Source organism: Paenibacillus sp. FSL L8-0708, from assembly GCF_038009325.1.
Taxonomy (GTDB): Bacteria; Bacillota; Bacilli; order Paenibacillales; family Paenibacillaceae; genus Paenibacillus_AQ; species Paenibacillus_AQ odorifer.
In genome coordinates this window covers 5,195,295-5,213,486 of record NZ_JBBPBC010000001.1, presented here as the reverse complement: position 1 = coordinate 5,213,486, position 18,192 = coordinate 5,195,295, and the positions used below count along the sequence as shown (strand labels likewise).

Here is an 18,192-nt window from a genome sequence, read left to right as displayed (position 1 = left end):
TGACCTGTGTATAGTGGAGTAATCAACTATGGAGAGCGAGGACTATTGTATGAATCCAAAACCGAATATAGTTAATCTCCCTGTCTACAAACCAGGGAAACCTATAGACGAAGTCAAGAAGGGGCTTGGCTTAAGTGAGGTTATTAAGCTTGCATCCAATGAGAACCCGTATGGAGCTTCACCGAGTGCAAAAGAAGCAATTCTAGCAGAACTTGAGAATCTTTATCTTTATCCGGACGGCTCAGCCGTTGAATTGACTTCAGCACTTTCCAGCCGTCTTGGCGTGAATAACGACAATATTATTTTTGGCTGTGGCTCAGATGAGATTATTGCACTTATTGCTCGTGCCTTTTTCTTACCGGGTGATGAGACAATCATGGCGGACCAAACCTTCTCCGTGTATAAGAGTAACGCAGACATCGAAAGTGCGGTATCTATTGAGGTGCCGCTTGTAAAAGGTACACATGATCTGGATGGGATGTTGGCCCGTATAACGGACCGCACTAAGGTTATCTGGATCTGTAATCCGAATAACCCAACAGGTACGATTGTTCCAGAGGAAGCTTTGGTTTCTTTCCTGGATGCTGTGCCTTCCAATGTAATGGTTGTCCTTGATGAGGCATACTGTGAGTATGTAACAGATCTTTCATACTCCAATGGCATCCAGTTACTGACTCGTTACAAGAATCTGGTTGTGCTCCGCACATTCTCTAAAATTTATGGCTTAGCTGCATTGCGTATTGGATACGGTGTTGCGAGTCCTGAGATCATTTCGTTGATCAACAAGGTACGTGAGCCTTTTAATACCTCACGGCTTGCTCAAGCTGCAGCTCTTGCTGCTTTGAATGATCAAGATTACGTACAGGAATGTCGTCGTCTTAATAGCGCGGGTATTGTCCAATTGCAAGGTGAATTCAAACGTCTGGGCCTAGAATCCTTCCCGGCACACGGGAACTTCATCATGGTAGATGTTCGAAAGCCTGCTACAGAGGTCTTTGATGCTTTGATGCGTAAAGGAATCATCGTAAGAGCGGGTCATCAGGTTTATCCGACTTATATTCGGGTTACTGTGGGCTCGGCTGAGCAGAACACGGCTTTTATCACCGCGCTGGAACAAACTCTTATAGAGAGTGGAGTACGCGCCTAGTAATAACAGCAAGTCAAGACTAAAGAAGGCAGGTAGTTCAAAGAACATGACGACAAAAATAGCAATATTCGGTGTCGGTCTGATCGGAGGCTCACTGGCCCTTTGCTTTAAAGGCAAGGAGGGCCTGACCGTCGTTGGCCATGCCCACCGTCCTGAATCCGCGAGTAAGTATATTAGCAGAGGTGTGGTCGATAGTGCCACATTGTCTGTGGAGGAAGCGGCAATCGATGCCGATTTCATTTTTTTATGTGTGCCGGTGGGTATGCTAGAGGATTATTTGCAGCAGTTAAGCAAATTGCCGCTCAAGCCCGGCTGCATCATTACAGATGTTGGAAGTACGAAAGCTAGTATTGCCGCATGCGCGGTCTCTTTGGATATTCCTGGAGTACATTTTATCGGCGGTCACCCTATGGCAGGATCAGAGCGTTCAGGTGTTGAGGCAGCTTCATCGCTGTTGTTTGAGAATGCCTATTACGTATTAACGCCTCCACCGGGAGTGCCAGACGAGGCTTATCATGCGTTGGAATCCTTACTCCACCTTACTAGAGCGCAGATTGTACGCCTTAATCCAGAACGTCATGATGAGATTGTAGGCGCCATTAGTCATTTGCCACATATTATTGCCGTTGCGCTGGTAAATCAAATTAAAGCTTATGATGATACTGACTCCTTGTATAGTACGTTAGCTGCAGGGGGCTTTCGGGATATTACACGGATTGCGTCCAGTGATCCAATTATTTGGCGTGATATCTTGTTAAACAATCGTTCAGTGATGCTTCGTTTGTTGAAGGATTGGAACGAGGAAGTTTCTTCTTTTGTTCGTTTGCTGGAAAGTGAAGATGGTGTAGGGATTGAAGAGGCATTTCATGAAGCCAATGGCTTCCGTAGTCAGTTGCCTGAACGGCGTAAAGGTATGATAGCACCTTTATTTGACCTACATATTGATGTACCGGATCATCCGGGGATTATCGGTCGTATTGCTACAGAGCTGGGGGATCAAGGAATTAACCTTAGCAACGTACAAATTATCGAAAGCCGTGAAGATGTGCCGGGGATTATGCGTCTCTCTTTCCGTCAGGAGAACGATATGGAGCGGGCGAAGATCCTGTTGCAGCATCATGATTATACGGTATACGTGTAGTATTAAGGTTCGTTCGGGTTCATTTTCAAATCATAAAAAACAGTAAAATAGCGATTCTCATGTGAATAGAGAATCGCTATTTTTTTGTTTTTTGGGTTATTGGTTGCTTATTTCAACATGCCGTCAGTATCGTCATCGGCATCTGTACCACCATAAGTACCACCATAAGTACCACCATAAGTACCACCTAGTACTTACGGACCCTAATGACGTTATTTGCTCGTTTTTTGCCTTTGAAGCAGTCTTTCGGACTCCACAGACGCTATTTCACATAAAGAGGCTTATATTGGGTGTTTTTCGTGCCAATAGCTGCTGTGCGGTCCGTTAGCATCCCAAATGCGGATTAATGCTGCATTTAGGTCAACTGTGTCCGATAGCGACTTCGTACAAGCTAAATGTTTATTGGATCAACGAAGAAAAGAAAGGAGTGCCGCAAAATGCTTCCGGATTTATACCCGCGGACTCTAATTTAGGTTTGGTTTGTTGCAACTGTTCCCAAACTCGCTTTCTTCATTCTGATCAGTATTTCTTCCATGAAATTCTCTGGTACTTGAGTTTATTTCGTCGTAACTATTTCGACTACCTACAAAACGATTTCTTGCTGCTCCTAGACCGACAATAAAGAGTAAGACCGAAGCTCCAAGCAGTATGAAAAGTGGCACGTTCCAACTATTTGTCGTGTCATGCAAATATCCTATAAGGGCAGGACCAATTGCGGCAAGCAGATATCCGATCGATTGCGCCATACCAGACAGTTCCGCTGCTTGATGCGCATTTTTAGTACGTAAACCGAAAAACATCATGGACAAGCTAAAGGCGCAGCCTCCACCAATTCCGAGTATGATGATCCACAACAGAATGATATTGGAGCTTCCGTAAAGCAGTCCGAGCGTTCCCGTTAAAAGTAAAATGGTTGTGATGAACACTAACGAACGTTGATTTGACATTCGCCCTGCAATAACGGGGACAATAAAGGTAAATGGAAGCAGCGCTAACTGCATTATTGAGAGGTACCATCCTGATTGGCCTGAGTCAATGCCTTGCTGTTTTAAAATTTCAGGCAACCATGCGATTAGCACATAGAAAATCATGGACTGCATCCCCATAAACAAGGTTACTTGCCAGGCAAGAGGGGAACGCCAAACCTTCACATCATTGCCGGCCATCTGTTGACTCGTCGAGGCTGTTTGCTTCGTATGCTTCCTTAATTGAGGCAACCAGCAGAGGATTGATACAAAGCTTAGGATCCCCCAAATTCCCAATGCACCCTGCCATTTTAAACCTGCGTTTGCAGCTAGCGGTACACTGATTCCCGATGCGATCGCTCCAGATAAACTCATTGAAATTGCAAATACACCAGTCATGGCACCGATTTTATTAGGGAAATCACGTTTGATTAAACTTGGCATTAATACATTACAAACGGCAATTGCAAATCCAAGAATTGCAGTTCCAATATACAGATTTGCAGCCCCAGATAAAGAACGTATTACAATACCAACAGTCAAAAAGATCAGAGCAAACAAAATTAAAAGTTCTACTCCATACCTACGTCCTAGTTTTGGTACTAGAGGCGATAATAAAGCAAAGGTAAGTAAAGGTACCGTTGTGATCAAGCCTGCTAAAGTATTGGAAATATGAACGTCACCCCTAATGAGACCCACTAATGGACCGACCGAGGTTAAGGGAGCACGTAAATTTGCGGCAATAATAATGATGCCGAGTAGTAGCAGCCCTAAAGATGATGGTACGAATTTTTTATTCGGCATTCTTCATTTTCCCTCCCAGAATTAATGCGTACTAATATCCGCGCGGACAATGAAAGTATAGTATAATATATTAAATTTAACAATAAGTATTTTAAAGTTTACTTTATTGAGATGGTTCTATAACTTGAAATGCTTATATTAGATAAAAAATACAACTCAGAGTTTCCATTTAGAATGGAATACTGAGTTGCATGTAATAGGTGAAATTTTCGACTTTTAGAAACCATATTTTAAGGAGATATGGAGCACTGTTTCGCTATTCGTATGATTGGTATAAGAGTGAGGGCGATCTGCACGAAAACTGATCGTATCATATTGATTCAATGTGTACATTTCTCCATCGACTCGTATTTCAATGGAACCAGTCATTACTGTCGCAATTTCAGTTGTATTCACATGATGACCTTCAGGGTGATACGAACTATTTGGCTGTAAGTAAGCCCGACACATTTCAATATCGTTGCTTACATTTTTAAAGACGGGTTCTATGATCCAATTCTTTTGATCATTAGAAAACCGAAGACCTTCGCCTGCTCGATACAAACTAACAGGGTCTTCAGATTTGAACAAAGCTAATAGGGGCAAAGATATGCCTTTTGAAATTTTCCATATTATTGCCAAAGTTGGATTTGTCTCGCCACGTTCGATATTCCCCAGAGTAAGTTTACTTACGCCCGTTAATTCCGCTAAGTCATCTAAGCTCATGTTTTTTTCTTTTCTGTACTTTTTCAAGGCACCGCCGATTTGTAGTACCAGTTGTTTTGATTCATCGATTTCATCCATTTCAAATTCACCTCAACAAATAACTTTATAGCTAGTATATTGTTTATCCTGACTCTTTTCCATACGATTAGGATTAGAGGGTGGATTACACACGCAGCTATGCAAATGACGTCTATGTAACGAACCTGCCCGTAGGCTTATCACCTTCCCCGGTTTAATCCTTTATTTTTGCAAAAGGAGGGATAACAATGGGGTGAGCGCAGAGGAGTCTATATTTGTAGGTGATCATCCAATGAATGGCGTACAAGCGAGCCGTAACGCAGGGCTGCAAGCCATTGGGAAACGTAATGAGCAGATATCTCTTCAATTGGACGTAGACGGGGTAATAGATGATTGTGGGGATTTGTGGAAGCTAATTCGCTCGCTATAGTAAAAATAATCTAATATAGATCATCTAAAAAAAGGTAGAGCGCTTTCAGGACAAAAAAAGACCGCTTACAAAGTAAGCGGCTACAGTTCACAATAAATTGGAACCGTTAAGTATTGGATAGGAGTGGAGAGAAACCATACTGTACTTTTATTATATGTATACGTTTACATTTTGTCAACAGTTTTTAAAAATTGATAAATGTGTTATTTTTAAAGCCGGATTCTAAGTCAGAAATCCAATGTCGGGTCTTGCTGGCGAGTCGACCTATCTAAAGTCTATTAATGTCATCCTATGAGAATATGTGGTACAATAGAGCAGGTATGTTTCTAGATTCGTTTCTATATTTATGTAAAATTAGAAGTATGCCTTATTTCTTTTTGTCTTCTTCATATACATCATGCCTTAATTATCGGGTAGTTGAATATACATAGGTGTATTTCATAAAAAAACTAAAAATTTGCAGTAACACCGCAACTTTTAAAGCCCAAACCGGTATAATAAGTACGGACCGGATGGGAAAAGACGTGCAAGGGCGAGGAGGGCCAATCTCACCATGACGGATTCCCAGTTGATCCAGCAAATCAAACAAGGAAACACGGAATTATATTCAGAATTAATGCGTCGTTATCAACGTAAAATACTAGCATTTGTATATCATATGCTTAGAAATTCACATATGGAGCTTATCGCAGAGGACCTTTGTTCGGAGACCTTCTACAAGGCATTTCGTAGCTTGCATTCCTTTCGAGAGGTAGATGCTTCATTCTCAACATGGCTGTACACTATCGCCCGCAACACTGTTCTAAGTGAGCTTCGCAAGAACCGTGCCGGTAATGTATCTCTGGAAGAGAGTGGATATACACCAGTAGCACCGTTTGAAGTTGCACCCGAGCAGGCTGCATTGCGCAATGAACGGATGAATTTGGTCCGTGAGGCGATAAATAATCTTCCCGAAAAACAACGCTCTGCACTTATCCTACGTGAATATGATCAAATGGACTATCAAGAAATCGCAGAAATTTTAGATCAGAGTGTAAGCTCAGTGAAATCATTATTGTTTCGTGCCAGGAGTAGTGTGAAGCTTCAACTCGAATCCTATTTCAATGAGCCTGAAGTTGAAGAGCAGGTTGAGAGGGTGTAAGGCGAATGAATTGCAGGGAAGCGCAAGAATGTATTCCGCTCTTGTGGGACGCTCCCCCCACACATCCTAGGCGGATTTTACTTGAAAGACATATTGAAACTTGTCCTTACTGCGCTGCAGAATGGGCTCTATGGCAAGAGAGCAGCCTGCTTATGCAAGATTTGAGGGAAGAGATCAGTGAAGAGCGTGCTGAAGCCATAAATGTTAAAGTCATGGAGCGGATTTATTTAGAGAGTCCATGGTTGATGCCCGGTGACGGGAAATCTGCTGGAACCTCTGCTATTGTTCGCCATCGGCTTAGCTTATGGATCGCATGCTTCTTGGCAATATTTCTGTCCAGCGTTCTTTATTTTACGATGTTCAGAACTCCAGGTGATGCAGTTGTTGCTCAGAGTGGAATTGTGGAGACAGGTGTCGCTGGATCCTCGATGGAATGGCAATCAACGTATCCAATTTTGGGCTCTGAAGGTGGGATCATTGAACCCCTTGTAGTAAGTATGGGACCCACTCATCCTCAATACTGGATGATGTTATCAATGTTAGGTGTAGGCTTTGCAGTATTTTCATTAACTAGGCTGAATCGTTATCGCCGATCATAGAGGGTTATTAGACGTATGTCTTTGCTTCCGTTGTTTATAATATTCAGAATATTGAATGAGTCCCTTTACTAATGTAATGAGGGGCTTTTTGCATTGTAAAACTCATAAAAAGAAGACTTTTTATTTCATCCATGTTACATTAAGAGACAAATACTTTGCTGAAAAGGGGGAGGCAACATGCTAATCGGCTTGATACGCCATGGATTGACGGACTGGAACGCGATAGGGAAAATACAGGGACAAAGTGATATTCCACTTAATGATGAAGGACGGATGCAAGCTGCAATGCTTGCTGACCGCTTATTACAGGAACCGTACAGCTGGGACTACTGCGTTACTAGTAATCTTTCCCGCGCTGCTGAGACCGGTAAGATTATTGCTGACAAGTTAGGGATTCCGCTATTAGAACCTGATCAGCGTATCCGGGAACGTGCTTATGGGCAGGTAGAAGGGCTTACTGCCGCAGAACGTGAAGAGAAGTGGGGGAAGGAATGGAGCCAGCTCTCCCTCGGTCAAGAAACCGACGAACAGCTTCAGGCTCGGGCTCTTGCTTTTATGGAAGATATTTCTGCACTGCATCCCAATCGGAATATACTCGTCATATCCCATGGAGGATTTCTTGCTCAGCTGTATACTGCTCTTTACAAGGATAAGTATTCTGAACGAATTGGCAATCTATCCTTGACGATTCTGGAGAAGAAAGAGCGGGAATGGAACCCTATTTTATATAATTGTACTCGCCATATCCTGCAAAATCAGCATTAACCCGGGCTTCGGGTTATTTTTTTTGCAATAAAGGGAATAAAATAGGCAGTATTCCCCATAATGGTAGTAAAACGGTGAGGCGATAAAACATGAATCTGGCGGATATGCTTACTTATGCAGATATTGGACAGCTGACCGCCATAGCGGGCCGCTACCGGTGTGAATGCAAACAGAATTCCAAACACGACTTGATCCAAAGTATTTTGATTATGCTTGGAAGCAGAAGTTTTATGGAGTCTCATATCCGGGAATGCGCTCCGGAGGATTTAAGGTTTTTGAATACATTGCTTTTTGATGAACGCACCTACTTTAGTCTTGAGGATTTGTTGGCTGTGGCAAGGCAAGCGTCTTTTGATGCACCTGAAGGAAAAACTAGAGGTTTCCGGGAGATGGTCTCTCGCTTCAAGAGTGGAGGCTGGCTCTTTAGTGGTTCCTCACAGCAGACCAGATATTTGTACCAGGTACCCAAAGATTTAAAAGAGCGTTTTCGGGAGACGATGAGTGCGCATATCAAAGAGAGCATCGCAACTAGCCCTGAACCTGTGATGTATCGCAGTGAAGGAGAATTAATGATCAGTGATCTGGTAATGCTGCTGAGATATATTAAGGACAATGAGCCAGAACTGAATCAGGAAGGGGCAATGTATAGGCGTTATCAGCAAGGTGTGATGAACGCGCTTCATATTCCGGAGGAGCTTCTTAGCAAAGGCGGTTGGAGGTTTGGTTATGGGAGAGCTTGTGAGCATTATCCTCCAAGATTTGCGCTTTTGTATGACTATATTCGTCACCGCTGCTGGATCTCTGAGGAAGGCTTCCGGCTAAGGCTTACTGCGACCGGTGAGGCTGTGTTAAACGATGGAAAATGTGATTCGTTGATGCAGATATTCTCTTTTTGGTTAAGACTATATAAAGGGGCTGTGCCAAATCTACCTTCACTTGTGTATTGGATAAGCATCAGCGCCGGTAATTGGGTGACAGTACCTTCTTTAGTAGATGGTGTGGGGTGGCTAATTAAACCGTTTTATTATGACAGTGCTGCTTCTATTCTAGAGCAACGTATAATACGGATGATGGTGCACCTAGGCATGCTTAAACTGGGCGAGACTTCTGGTGGACTCGCTGTTATGATGACACCATGGGGGATAGAGACAGCCGTGCCTAAGTATCTTCGGTAGGTGCGCGTGCAAATGCTTATGGGGATTACATATGCAGAAGTAGGAATCCGTTATTGTTGCTGATGGGTACAATAGAGGAAGTGTTTAGCGGAATGGGCGAATATGTAGAACGAAGACAGGATTGATGAATATGCTTTAGTAGGTGCCGATTCTCTTGAAACCGAAAACATAATCATCTTGATGAATATCAAATAACAAGAAAAAAGGATCTCTTAAACAGCGGAGGTGTATCGAATGGACAAAATGAAGGCTACGTATGAAGTGATGCTAGGACTTGCGGCAGAAATGGTGTGGGATGAAGCGCTGCGAAAGCGTCGCTCCGACATCTTGCACCGTGAGATTGACACGGCGCTGGCTACCGGAGATGAGATGGCTTTCCGAAATCTTACTGAGGAACTTAAAAGTTTGGCATAAAGAAATGCGCTTAGCGCATTTCTTTTTTTGCTTATAATCTACTCAATTTGCTTAATCGGACGAAAATATAAAATCTAAATCTGGACGTTCCTCCTCCTCCTTCAATATAATGGGTTCTATAACTTCAGGAAGCTTTGCGAAAGAACGGAAAAATTAACAATTATACATAGGGAGATGAATGGGAATGAAATTCAGCGATTTTGAAGTGGGCACTTGGGAAGAAAATCAAAAATTCTATGATACATGTCTCATACCTTTTACAGGATTAAGTGGACTGGAGAGTCCTCCTGAGACCGTTCAGGCACTCGAAAGATTACGTAATTTCATGGATATGGTGGAAATACCGTTCAAGGGGCGGATCGTGACTTACCCAGCCATTCAGTACGCTGGAGAGGGCTATGTGAATTTAATTAATGAGATTTGCCAAAAAGTCAAATCCAGTGGTTTCCAGCATGTAGTGGTGTTGACAGCGGATGTACCTCTCCAAGAAGGCCAAATCTATGAAAGCGATTTAGTTCTCTCTCTGCCTATCATTGAGGCTTCTCATGAAGGGAAGAATGACAGTGAAATTAGGATGAAAATTCAAGACATGTGGCGGAGATGAACTCCTTATAAATGTGACAGAAAATCAACAATTATAGGTTGAAATCGCTTTTTAGCCTGTCACAAATTAGACAATATTCTTGACGGGTTTTGGAGCCTAAGCTATTATTAGGTTGAATCCAAATGGTATGTGATGTATTTCATTGAAAAGATTTGAAAACGGATTATTTATATTGAGACATCTCTGATCGGACACCACAGATACTTTCTTATATCTTGAGAAGGGGGTTATATAACAGTATGAGCAGCCATAATGAACAACAGGAGACATGGCCTGAACAACCACCCAGCCGTAAAGAGATGTCGCGCAGGCAATTTTTGACCTACACGCTTGGTGGCGCCACTGCTTTTATGGGGGCGGGTACAATTCTCCCCATGGTCCGTTTTGTCGTGGATCCGATATTACATAAGAAGGGTGCTGGAGATTTTATCAAGGTTGCTGAGATAAGCAAAATCACCGAAGAGCCCCAGGAATTTACTTTTGAATTGAAACAGAAGGACGGATGGTACGACAGTACAGCGACACTCACTGCGTGGATCCGGAAAGACGCGAAGGGTGATATTTATGCGCTTTCACCGATCTGTAAACATTTGGGATGTACGGTCGGGTGGAACAACGATAAAGCTCATCCGGACGAATATCACTGCCCATGCCATGGTGCACGTTATACAAAGCTTGGCAAAAATCTCGAAGTTGCTCCTAAGCCGCTTGACCAGTATAAAACGAAATTCGATAACGGGTGGGTGCTTTTGGGAGACATTGTGCCAAATACAGTAGCTCGTGAGGAGGCGTAGTTCTGATGTTTAAAAATGTCTATAACTGGATTGACGAACGTCTGGATGTTACGCCGATTTGGAGAGACGTGGCCGATCACGAGGTTCCTGAGCATGTTAATCCGGCCCATCATTTCTCTGCGTTCGTGTATTGCTTTGGCGGACTGACCTTTTTTATTACAGTCATTCAGATTTTATCAGGTATGTTCTTAACGATGTATTATGTTCCGGACATTATTAATGCTTATGCTAGTGTTGAGTATTTGCAGACAAGTGTTGCATTTGGACAGATTGTCCGCGGGATGCATCACTGGGGCGCAAGTCTAGTAATTGTTATGATGTTCCTTCATACAATGCGTGTCTTCTTTACAGGCTCTTACAAAGCGCCGCGCGAGATGAACTGGGTAGTTGGAATGCTGATTTTCTTCGTAATGTTGGGACTTGGTTTAACAGGTTACTTGTTGCCTTGGGATAATAAAGCTTATTTCGCAACAAAGGTAACTCTTGAAATAGCCAATTCTGTTCCAGTGATGGGGCCGGTGCTGAAGGAACTGATGCAAGGTGGAACGATTGTTGGTGCCGAAACCTTAACTCGTTTTTTCGCACTACATGTATTCTTCCTCCCAGCGGTGCTTCTTAGTCTGCTCGTAGGACACTTTATTATGATCCGCAGACAAGGGATTTCCGGACCGTTGTAAGTTAATCTGAGAGAGGAGGAATACGGATGGCGCATGGAAACAATTCTAAGGAAAAGGTTGTATATGTCGGTGATTCCAGAGTTCGCAGAGGGAACGGATTTATCACACCTCCGGACTACACGGCTTACCCCGGCAAATCGGAAGCCTTTATCCCTAACTTTCTACTGAAGGAATGGATGGTCGGAGTCGTTGTACTTGTAGGAATATTAGTCCTTACTATTTCAGAGCCAGCTCCGCTAGGGTTTCCAGCAAATGCTAGTGCTACGGTTATCCCGATTCCTGACTGGTATTTCTTGTTCCTCTATCAGTATTTGAAGCTCCCATATGCTTCAGGTGATTATATCGTTCTGGGTACACTAGGAGTTACTGGTGTGGCTTTTGGTTCACTTCTGTTGGCTCCCTTTCTGGATACGGGTAGAGAGCGTCGCTTTTACCGTAGACCGATTGCTTCATCTTTAATGTTCTTGTCGCTTGCAGCAATTGTTTATTTGACCAATACTGCCTGGACTGAATACAAACATGAAATGGCTGAAACGGGTCAGATTCCTGAAGATGTTCAACGGGAAGAAAAGGCGGCGGAGAACAGGGCTAAGGGTCTGCCGACCTCCAGTGCCGTTAAGCCAAAAGAAGTAGCGATTGTGGACAAGGATGATCCTGCTATGGGGTTCTTCAAGCAAGCCACTTGTATCTCCTGTCACGCAGCAGATTTGAAAGGGGCGGGCGGTCCTTCACTTCGTGGAGTTGGAGACACCCATGACAAAGAAGCAATCCTTACTATTATAAAAGAGGGTCAAGGGCAGATGCCAAAAATGTACGATACCGCTTTGGGAGCAGGTCTATCAGAAGCGGATATTGATACCTTGGCCGGCTGGCTTGCCAAACAAAAAAGCGAACAGTAAAATAATGATAACGCAACCTGATCGTGCATGCGGTCAGGTTTTTGTATGTCTAAATGCGAAGTGCCATTACTTGGGGAGGTTAATAATCTGTATGCCAGTTCATTGGTTTAACAAACTGTTTAAGAACCGGGGAATTATCTGGTTGTTATTTATCGTAAATTTCCTGGGTACAATTTATGGTTACATATGGTATGGCAATCAACTGGAGTTCACTGCGGCTAATTATCCACACTGGCTACTTTCATTTGTTCCGGATAGCCCAACCGCAAGTTTGTTTTTTACCTTGGCTCTGTTGCTGATGCTCTTCCCTCCAAAAAGCTACACAGGAAACAATGTAAGGGAACTTATTGAGGCTTTGGCGGTCGTTACGTCAGTGAAGTACGGGATATGGGCAGTGAGTATTATTTTTGCCGGGGGTTATCACGGTGATGTTTTGGTTTGGAAAGATTGGATGCTGGTAATCTCCCATACGGGGATGGCAGTTGAAGCATTGATTTATGCGAGGTTTTTTTCTTTCCGCAAAATGATTCCATTAGCCCTGCTTTGGACACTCGCCAACGATATGCTGGATTATTCTTACGGAATCTATCCGTGGTTACCTTCTGTTTTGAACGATTATGTTATACAGGTACAGTACTTTACAATGGCGCTTACGCTGCTTAGTGTTGCAGCTGCTTGGTTGTTTAGTAGAAGACAAAGACCGGTAGAGTCAATCTATCAGTTCAAGAATAGACGTTAGTAAGCAGTTCTATCCCTTGTCCCCCTGCCATACATTTAGAATTATAAGAAGTATAAGTTTTATACTATGCTTTATCCTTATAATTTTACGAGAAACGAATATCGTCTTTAAAAGACGACAACGTCGTTTCTTCTTAAGTAGGAGGGGGATGTCTCATGCTCCGCGGGAGATATTATGTAGTGGTTGTTCTAGTATTCTGCTGGCTGCTGTCCAGTATGGATGTTGTAAAGGCTTCAGCAGCGCTAGGGGATGCTGGTGAAGGGTCTGGCAAAGCTTCGAAGCAAAGCGCCGACGTTAGTTCGGGCAACGGTTTGGCAGTAATGAGCGGAAAGACCGGAGCGCAGCAGCTGGAACAAGCTGCTGAGGCATTGTATGGGTATGTTTTGGAAGGGGATGTAATGAAGGTCCGACAGGAGACCGAAGCGATCTCCAAGATCTTTGTGTCCTCATCCTTTGAAGGAATGACCTCTGTGGAGGGGATTAATGCATTGTCAGGGGTCATTATGGACCTGAAGGCTACCGTGGCAGGCGCGAAAATAAATCCACAGCAATGGGAAGCGGCAGCCGCCAAGCTACGTCTAGCTGCCAACAGTCTTAATCATCCGCGCCAGCCTATTTGGCTTCAGTACTACAAGCTGATTCGCGAGGATTTAAATGCGATGGAGCAAAGTGCGGTTGCAAATGATTTGGCGGGCTGGAAAACAGCTCTGGAAAGACTGCAGGGCAGGTATGATAACATCCGGCCGGCAGTGATTGTCTCCCGCCAGCCTGAAGTTGTGAATGCTTTTGATTCCTGGCTCTCATATGCGGCCGGCATTCCTTCGTCCTCACAAAAGGTTGAACGTGCCCGCCTGCTTGAAATTGTATCTTATGGTCAGGATGCGGTAAGAGTAATGTTCGGAAAAGAGAAGGATGAACCTGCTTTGTCCTTGCCGCTGGCATCGCAAGAATTTGGGATTTGGGGAGGGTTAGCCGCAAGCTTCATTATAGCTGCGTTAGCCTATGTAGCCTATCGCAAGTACCGTGGTCAGAATCAGAATTGGAAGCCGATTCCGTAGGGTGAAATTATAAACAGTAAAAAGGAGTGTGGGCTTGAAATGGCCTACACTCCTTTTTATTTAGGTTTCTCGAAAGCCTTCTCCATGTACGTCGTGTACATCGCTAATAATTACGAAGGCGCGTGGATCAACGGATTTGACCAGCAGACTTAGCCGGCGGATTTCTTGCCTTGAGACCACACAGTACACCATATATTTGGCTTGCTTGGAATAAGCACCAATGGCAGGGATGAGGGTTACACCACGGTCCATTTCGGCTGTAATCAGATCGGCAATTTGTGGTGCTTCATCACTGATAATTGTAAATGCCTTGGCAGCATAGGCGCCTTCTTGGATAAAATCTATCACTCGTGATGAGATAAAAACTGCGACGAGTGTGTAAAGTATTTTTTCTTTAGGAATGTAGAGGATGGAAGAGCCAATAATAATAATGTCGATGGCCAAAATAATCTGCCCCATGCTCCAGCCAAAATTCCGTCCCAGAATTCTTGCGACAATATCAACACCACCTGTTGTACCCCCAAACCGGAATACAAGCCCAAGCCCCGTTCCAAGCGTTACTCCTGCGTACAGTGCCGCAAGAATAAAGTCGTGTTCGGTACTGAAGGGGATAATCCATCCCGCAGTAATCATTCGTTCGAAAACCCACAGGAAAAAGGTCAACGCCCCGATCCCTACACCTGTATACACAATTTGCCGCCCGCCTAGGACTTTCCAGCCCAGCAGAAACAAAGGAAGGTTGATCAGCAGTGTGGATAAAAAGATGGGAATACTAAAGGCATAATTAAGGAGAAGTGTGATCCCGGTTACGCCGCCTTCCATCAACTGATTAGGAATGATGAAATACAGTAGCCCGAAGGCATATACTGCGGCTCCGAGCAAGATGGGAGCGACTGTCTTGCTGATTGTAATTACCTTTTTTGAATTCATGAAATCCCTCGTTAGGCCTTTTGTAGGCAGTTTTTCTTTTTCTATAATAAGTATACCTTTTCTTGCGTGTGTTAAAATATTCAAAAAAGATTGTCTTCAAAACGTCTTTACGATAACATAGGGGCAAACAGAAGGCAAGATATACAGAGGGGGAGAAGTTACATTTTATGGACAAAAGTCTTGGTGACATACAGCGTGAAGTAGACGCTTATATATCGCAGTTTAAGGAAGGGTACTTCAGTCCACTCTCTATGCTGGCCCGCATGTCCGAGGAAGTCGGAGAACTGGCTAGAGAAGTCAATCACGAGTTCGGCGAGAAGCCTAAAAAGTCTGATGAAGCTGAGAATTCCATTGAACTTGAACTGGGAGATATTCTGTTTATTACCGTTTGTTTTGCGAATTCTCTCGGGATAGACCTGACGGAAGCGCATAATAAGGTAATGCATAAATTTAATACCCGTGATGCGGGACGTTGGACACCGAAAGACACCGATTAGGCCTCTATAACATATGCTGTACCAAACCAACGGGATTTAGCCGTGAGGATGGTGTGTATATGGATCATAAGGATTATGTAAGAGAGGCCTACCGCTCGATATTGCGCAGTGACTTTGCCGAAGCTATTGTTTGCTTCGAGTCTGCAATTGCAGCAAGCCCTGCTGATGCCGAGGTTAGATATCGTTGTTCCATAACGTATGCCCGCAGTGGTATGCTAGATAAAGCTTTAGTTCATGCTCAGGCTGCTGTAAAGCTGGACACCAGCAAACCTGAGTATAGTCTGCATCTGCAGCATTTGCAGGCTATGATGCATGTACAAGAAGCCAAACGGTTGATAGAAGATGAAGATAACAAAACTCGCAACCCTTATCATCCGATTACACTGCTCAAAGAGGCTATTACCCTTGATCCATTATATGGGGATGCTTATGTATGGCTTGCTATCGCGCATAGCCGAGTGAATGAACATTTACAGGCTATGACTGCCTTAAAAGAAGTGATTTCGTTACATCCGGATGATTCTGGCTTGCGGGAATTGATGAGAGACCTTCAGAAATCCATACAATCGTATATGCAATAACTATATAACTAGTGAGAGCGAGGATGGAAAAAATATGAATAACAAGATCAGGGTCGTTGTATCCGGCGCAGGCGGAAGAATGGGTAAAGAGGTTGTTAAACTTGTATTGCAGGACGAAGAGCTGGAGTTAGCAGCAGCAGTAGATCGTTCTTCAGGCGATATTGATGCAGGGCGTCTGGTAGGTCTGGAAGACTCAGGCGTTATTGTAACTTCTGATCTTGAGGCCGCCCTCGCGGGAAGCAACGGAGATGTCCTTGTCGATTTCACTACACCGCAGTCAGCGTATACGAATACAGCGCTTGCTATTAAGTATGGAGTGCGTCCGGTTATCGGTACAACCGGATTCACACCGGAGCAGATGGTGGAACTGGACAAGCAGTGTCAAGAACAGGGGATCGGCGGACTTATTGCTCCGAATTTCTCCATTGGAGCTATTCTATTGATGAAATTTGCGGCACAAGCTTCAAAGTACTTCCCGCATCTGGAAATTATAGAGTATCATGGTGACCAGAAACTGGATGCTCCATCCGGAACTGCGGTCAAAACTGCAGAAATGATTTCGGAAGTTCGTGAGGAACTTCGTCAAGGTAATCCTAAAGAGGAAGAAACCATTGAAGGTGCCCGTGGTGGTTACTATAACGGATTCCGGATACATAGTGTCCGTCTTCCTGGTGTGTTTGCTCAAGAAGAAGTGATTTTTGGTGGATTCGGACAATCCTTAAAGATTCGCCATGATTCTTATGAGCGTGCAGGATATATGCCAGGCGTTAAGATGGGTATTGAAAAGGTAATGGGATATACAGGCTTGATCTATGGATTCGAGCACTTTATAGAATAGACAGGAGAGAACACCATGTTAAAGATCGCATTTATTGCCCACGATCGTAAAAAAGATGAAATTGTAAATTTTGTATTAGCTTATGAACATGTATTTGAAGGTCATGAACTTTTTTCTACAGGGACTACTGGCCAACGGATTATGGATGTAACTAACTTAAAAATTCATCGTTACATGTCTGGTCCATTAGGTGGAGATCAGCAAATCGGTGCAATGGTAGCACAGGATGAACTGGATCTTATTATTTTCATGCGTGATCCTTTAATGGCGCAGCCACACGAACCTGATATTTCAGCTCTACTTCGTCTGTGTGACGTATACGGGATACCGGTAGCTACGAATATTGCCACAGCGGAAGTTCTTGTGAAGGCGATTGATCGTGGTGATTTTGCTTGGCGTGCACTGGTTCACAAATACAAACCGGGTGTTGATGAATGAAGCTGGACATTCTTGTATTTGGTGCGCATGCAGATGATGCGGAGATTGGTATGGCAGGAACCATTGCAAAACATACCGCTGCGGGACTTAAGGTGGGACTTTGCGATTTAACAGCCGCGGAAATGTCATCGAACGGTACAGTAGAACTTCGCAAGCAAGAAGCGCAGCAAGCTGCAGACCTTCTCGGAGCATCCGTGCGGACAAACCTGGGTCTGCCAGATAGAGGGCTTTTTATTACAGCAGAGCATGTGGCGGCTGTGACTGCTGAAATTCGCCGCTTTTCTCCTACGATAGTTTTTGCTCCTTATTGGGAGGATCGTCATCCCGATCATATCGCCTGTAGCAAGCTGGTGGAAGAGGCTGTTTTTAATGCCAAGCTACGTAAATATATGCCGGACAAGCCGGCAATTCCTGCTCCTCAGCTGTACTTCTATTTTATCAATGATTTAGGACGTACCGATCTTATTGTTGATGTTACTGAACAATATGGCTTGAAGGAGCAGGCATTGTCCTGCTATCGCTCCCAGTTCACCAAACCTCCGGGTGCGGATACTGTATCCACACCGTTAACGGAAGGCTACATTGAACGAGTCCGTTCGAGAGATATGCTGCTTGGCCAGCGCAGACTGATTCCTTATGCAGAAGGGTTTGCAACCAAGGTACCTCATACGGTGGAATTGTTTACTTAAGGAACGGATATAACGAAGTTTGTATGATAATATAATAAGCTGATTAAGATTGATCCAGGAGCGCTTGGAATTAATACGCCATTGCGCTCCTGAGAGCTTTTATTGAACAGCTTAGAGAAATGAAGTCCTGTGTGATTTTGAAAG

At 43.9% G+C, this 18,192-nt stretch carries 22 protein-coding genes; 19 read left to right on the top strand and 3 right to left on the bottom strand.

Features of this window, described 5'->3' with window-relative positions; genetic code table 11:
* Positions 1–49: 49 nt before the first annotated feature.
* Both hisC and NYE58_RS24855 read left to right on the top strand, forming a co-directional pair.
* Entirely contained in the window at positions 50–1,147 is a 1,098-nt protein-coding gene (hisC, locus tag NYE58_RS24860) for a histidinol-phosphate transaminase (RefSeq protein WP_341003279.1), read from the top strand.
* Between the two features lie 46 nt (positions 1,148–1,193).
* On the top strand, positions 1,194–2,288 hold the full coding sequence (locus tag NYE58_RS24855; protein ID WP_036676253.1) for a prephenate dehydrogenase: 1,095 nt from the start codon (positions 1,194–1,196) through the stop codon (positions 2,286–2,288).
* A 464-nt stretch (positions 2,289–2,752) separates the two neighbouring features.
* Here NYE58_RS24855 and NYE58_RS24850 read toward each other — a convergent pair whose 3' ends face one another.
* Entirely contained in the window at positions 2,753–4,057 is a 1,305-nt protein-coding gene (locus NYE58_RS24850) for a CynX/NimT family MFS transporter (RefSeq protein ID WP_081387480.1), read from the bottom strand.
* A 216-nt stretch (positions 4,058–4,273) separates the two neighbouring features.
* A complete protein-coding gene (locus NYE58_RS24845; RefSeq protein ID WP_038572428.1) occupies positions 4,274–4,840 on the bottom strand; it encodes a helix-turn-helix domain-containing protein in 567 nt (188 codons plus the stop codon).
* Between the two features lie 193 nt (positions 4,841–5,033).
* Between NYE58_RS24845 and NYE58_RS24840 the strand changes: the two genes are divergently transcribed.
* The 12 genes from NYE58_RS24840 to NYE58_RS24785 all read left to right on the top strand — a co-directional run bounded on the left by NYE58_RS24840 (position 5,034) and on the right by NYE58_RS24785 (position 14,075).
* Positions 5,034–5,210 carry a hypothetical protein gene (locus NYE58_RS24840; protein ID WP_341003278.1) on the top strand — a complete coding sequence of 59 codons (177 nt, stop codon included), beginning with the start codon at positions 5,034–5,036 and terminating at the stop codon, positions 5,208–5,210.
* A 553-nt stretch (positions 5,211–5,763) separates the two neighbouring features.
* Positions 5,764–6,351 (top strand): RNA polymerase sigma factor, encoded by a 588-nt coding sequence (locus NYE58_RS24835; protein ID WP_036676255.1) that lies wholly within the window; start codon positions 5,764–5,766, stop codon positions 6,349–6,351.
* A gap of 152 nt (positions 6,352–6,503) precedes the next feature.
* Positions 6,504–6,950 (top strand): hypothetical protein, encoded by a 447-nt coding sequence (locus NYE58_RS24830; protein ID WP_051490909.1) that lies wholly within the window; start codon positions 6,504–6,506, stop codon positions 6,948–6,950.
* A gap of 177 nt (positions 6,951–7,127) precedes the next feature.
* Positions 7,128–7,715: a histidine phosphatase family protein gene (locus NYE58_RS24825; protein ID WP_036676257.1), complete on the top strand. Its 588-nt coding sequence runs from the start codon at positions 7,128–7,130 to the stop codon at positions 7,713–7,715.
* 89 nt (positions 7,716–7,804) lie between these two features.
* The gene (locus tag NYE58_RS24820) at positions 7,805–8,890 is read left to right on the top strand and encodes a hypothetical protein (protein WP_341003276.1); all 1,086 of its coding nucleotides are present in this window, start codon (positions 7,805–7,807) and stop codon (positions 8,888–8,890) included.
* A gap of 234 nt (positions 8,891–9,124) precedes the next feature.
* The gene (locus NYE58_RS24815) at positions 9,125–9,304 is read left to right on the top strand and encodes an IDEAL domain-containing protein (protein WP_036676261.1); all 180 of its coding nucleotides are present in this window, start codon (positions 9,125–9,127) and stop codon (positions 9,302–9,304) included.
* Between the two features lie 184 nt (positions 9,305–9,488).
* Positions 9,489–9,908 carry a DUF2487 family protein gene (locus NYE58_RS24810; RefSeq protein WP_076218400.1) on the top strand — a complete coding sequence of 140 codons (420 nt, stop codon included), beginning with the start codon at positions 9,489–9,491 and terminating at the stop codon, positions 9,906–9,908.
* A gap of 239 nt (positions 9,909–10,147) precedes the next feature.
* Positions 10,148–10,702, top strand: coding sequence for a QcrA and Rieske domain-containing protein (locus NYE58_RS24805; RefSeq protein ID WP_076127525.1), 555 nt, complete (start codon positions 10,148–10,150; stop codon positions 10,700–10,702).
* A 5-nt stretch (positions 10,703–10,707) separates the two neighbouring features.
* Positions 10,708–11,379, top strand: coding sequence for a menaquinol-cytochrome c reductase cytochrome b subunit (gene qcrB, locus NYE58_RS24800; RefSeq protein WP_036676266.1), 672 nt, complete (start codon positions 10,708–10,710; stop codon positions 11,377–11,379).
* 26 nt (positions 11,380–11,405) lie between these two features.
* The gene (locus tag NYE58_RS24795) at positions 11,406–12,278 is read left to right on the top strand and encodes a menaquinol-cytochrome c reductase cytochrome b/c subunit (RefSeq protein WP_341003275.1); all 873 of its coding nucleotides are present in this window, start codon (positions 11,406–11,408) and stop codon (positions 12,276–12,278) included.
* Positions 12,279–12,369: 91 nt separating this feature from the next.
* Positions 12,370–13,017, top strand: a complete 648-nt coding sequence (locus tag NYE58_RS24790; protein WP_341003273.1) for a DUF1405 domain-containing protein — start codon at positions 12,370–12,372, stop codon at positions 13,015–13,017.
* Positions 13,018–13,172: 155 nt separating this feature from the next.
* Positions 13,173–14,075 (top strand): sporulation protein YpjB, encoded by a 903-nt coding sequence (locus NYE58_RS24785; RefSeq protein WP_076141307.1) that lies wholly within the window; start codon positions 13,173–13,175, stop codon positions 14,073–14,075.
* A gap of 60 nt (positions 14,076–14,135) precedes the next feature.
* Here the strand turns inward: NYE58_RS24785 and NYE58_RS24780 are convergent, their stop codons facing one another.
* A complete protein-coding gene (locus NYE58_RS24780) occupies positions 14,136–15,005 on the bottom strand; it encodes a YitT family protein (protein ID WP_076127532.1) in 870 nt (289 codons plus the stop codon).
* Positions 15,006–15,172: 167 nt separating this feature from the next.
* Between NYE58_RS24780 and NYE58_RS24775 the strand changes: the two genes are divergently transcribed.
* From NYE58_RS24775 to bshB1, 5 genes are read left to right on the top strand one after another with little or no spacing between them, the layout of a single operon-like run.
* The gene (locus tag NYE58_RS24775) at positions 15,173–15,502 is read left to right on the top strand and encodes a nucleotide pyrophosphohydrolase (protein ID WP_036676271.1); all 330 of its coding nucleotides are present in this window, start codon (positions 15,173–15,175) and stop codon (positions 15,500–15,502) included.
* A gap of 59 nt (positions 15,503–15,561) precedes the next feature.
* Complete coding sequence (locus NYE58_RS24770; protein ID WP_036676272.1) at positions 15,562–16,083, top strand: tetratricopeptide repeat protein; 522 nt, start codon at positions 15,562–15,564, stop codon at positions 16,081–16,083.
* Positions 16,084–16,117: 34 nt separating this feature from the next.
* Positions 16,118–16,921, top strand: coding sequence for a 4-hydroxy-tetrahydrodipicolinate reductase (gene dapB, locus NYE58_RS24765; RefSeq protein ID WP_036676273.1), 804 nt, complete (start codon positions 16,118–16,120; stop codon positions 16,919–16,921).
* 15 nt (positions 16,922–16,936) lie between these two features.
* Positions 16,937–17,359: a methylglyoxal synthase gene (mgsA, locus tag NYE58_RS24760; RefSeq protein ID WP_036676275.1), complete on the top strand. Its 423-nt coding sequence runs from the start codon at positions 16,937–16,939 to the stop codon at positions 17,357–17,359.
* Positions 17,356–18,048 carry a bacillithiol biosynthesis deacetylase BshB1 gene (gene bshB1, locus NYE58_RS24755; protein ID WP_076127533.1) on the top strand — a complete coding sequence of 231 codons (693 nt, stop codon included), beginning with the start codon at positions 17,356–17,358 and terminating at the stop codon, positions 18,046–18,048. The genes mgsA and bshB1 overlap by 4 nt, the downstream gene beginning before the upstream one ends.
* Positions 18,049–18,192: the final 144 nt, after the last annotated feature.

Bases quoted from the DNA above. Each gene is read 5' to 3' on its own strand.
- NYE58_RS24825 (WP_036676257.1), top strand. From the start codon at position 7,128: ATGCTAATCGGCTTGATACGCCATGGATTGACGGACTGGAACGCGATA.
- NYE58_RS24815 (WP_036676261.1), top strand. From the start codon at position 9,125: ATGGACAAAATGAAGGCTACGTATGAAGTGATGCTAGGACTTGCGGCA.
- mgsA (WP_036676275.1), top strand. From the start codon at position 16,937: ATGTTAAAGATCGCATTTATTGCCCACGATCGTAAAAAAGATGAAATT.
- NYE58_RS24855 (WP_036676253.1), top strand. From the start codon at position 1,194: ATGACGACAAAAATAGCAATATTCGGTGTCGGTCTGATCGGAGGCTCA.
- NYE58_RS24780 (WP_076127532.1), bottom strand. From the start codon at position 15,005: ATGAATTCAAAAAAGGTAATTACAATCAGCAAGACAGTCGCTCCCATC.
- NYE58_RS24835 (WP_036676255.1), top strand. From the start codon at position 5,764: ATGACGGATTCCCAGTTGATCCAGCAAATCAAACAAGGAAACACGGAA.
- dapB (WP_036676273.1), top strand. From the start codon at position 16,118: ATGAATAACAAGATCAGGGTCGTTGTATCCGGCGCAGGCGGAAGAATG.
- NYE58_RS24795 (WP_341003275.1), top strand. From the start codon at position 11,406: ATGGCGCATGGAAACAATTCTAAGGAAAAGGTTGTATATGTCGGTGAT.
- hisC (WP_341003279.1), top strand. From the start codon at position 50: ATGAATCCAAAACCGAATATAGTTAATCTCCCTGTCTACAAACCAGGG.
- NYE58_RS24775 (WP_036676271.1), top strand. From the start codon at position 15,173: ATGGACAAAAGTCTTGGTGACATACAGCGTGAAGTAGACGCTTATATA.
- bshB1 (WP_076127533.1), top strand. From the start codon at position 17,356: ATGAAGCTGGACATTCTTGTATTTGGTGCGCATGCAGATGATGCGGAG.
- NYE58_RS24830 (WP_051490909.1), top strand. From the start codon at position 6,504: ATGCAAGATTTGAGGGAAGAGATCAGTGAAGAGCGTGCTGAAGCCATA.
- qcrB (WP_036676266.1), top strand. From the start codon at position 10,708: ATGTTTAAAAATGTCTATAACTGGATTGACGAACGTCTGGATGTTACG.
- NYE58_RS24810 (WP_076218400.1), top strand. From the start codon at position 9,489: ATGAAATTCAGCGATTTTGAAGTGGGCACTTGGGAAGAAAATCAAAAA.
- NYE58_RS24845 (WP_038572428.1), bottom strand. From the start codon at position 4,840: ATGGATGAAATCGATGAATCAAAACAACTGGTACTACAAATCGGCGGT.
- NYE58_RS24785 (WP_076141307.1), top strand. From the start codon at position 13,173: ATGCTCCGCGGGAGATATTATGTAGTGGTTGTTCTAGTATTCTGCTGG.
- NYE58_RS24770 (WP_036676272.1), top strand. From the start codon at position 15,562: ATGGATCATAAGGATTATGTAAGAGAGGCCTACCGCTCGATATTGCGC.
- NYE58_RS24805 (WP_076127525.1), top strand. From the start codon at position 10,148: ATGAGCAGCCATAATGAACAACAGGAGACATGGCCTGAACAACCACCC.
- NYE58_RS24850 (WP_081387480.1), bottom strand. From the start codon at position 4,057: ATGCCGAATAAAAAATTCGTACCATCATCTTTAGGGCTGCTACTACTC.
- NYE58_RS24790 (WP_341003273.1), top strand. From the start codon at position 12,370: ATGCCAGTTCATTGGTTTAACAAACTGTTTAAGAACCGGGGAATTATC.
- NYE58_RS24820 (WP_341003276.1), top strand. From the start codon at position 7,805: ATGAATCTGGCGGATATGCTTACTTATGCAGATATTGGACAGCTGACC.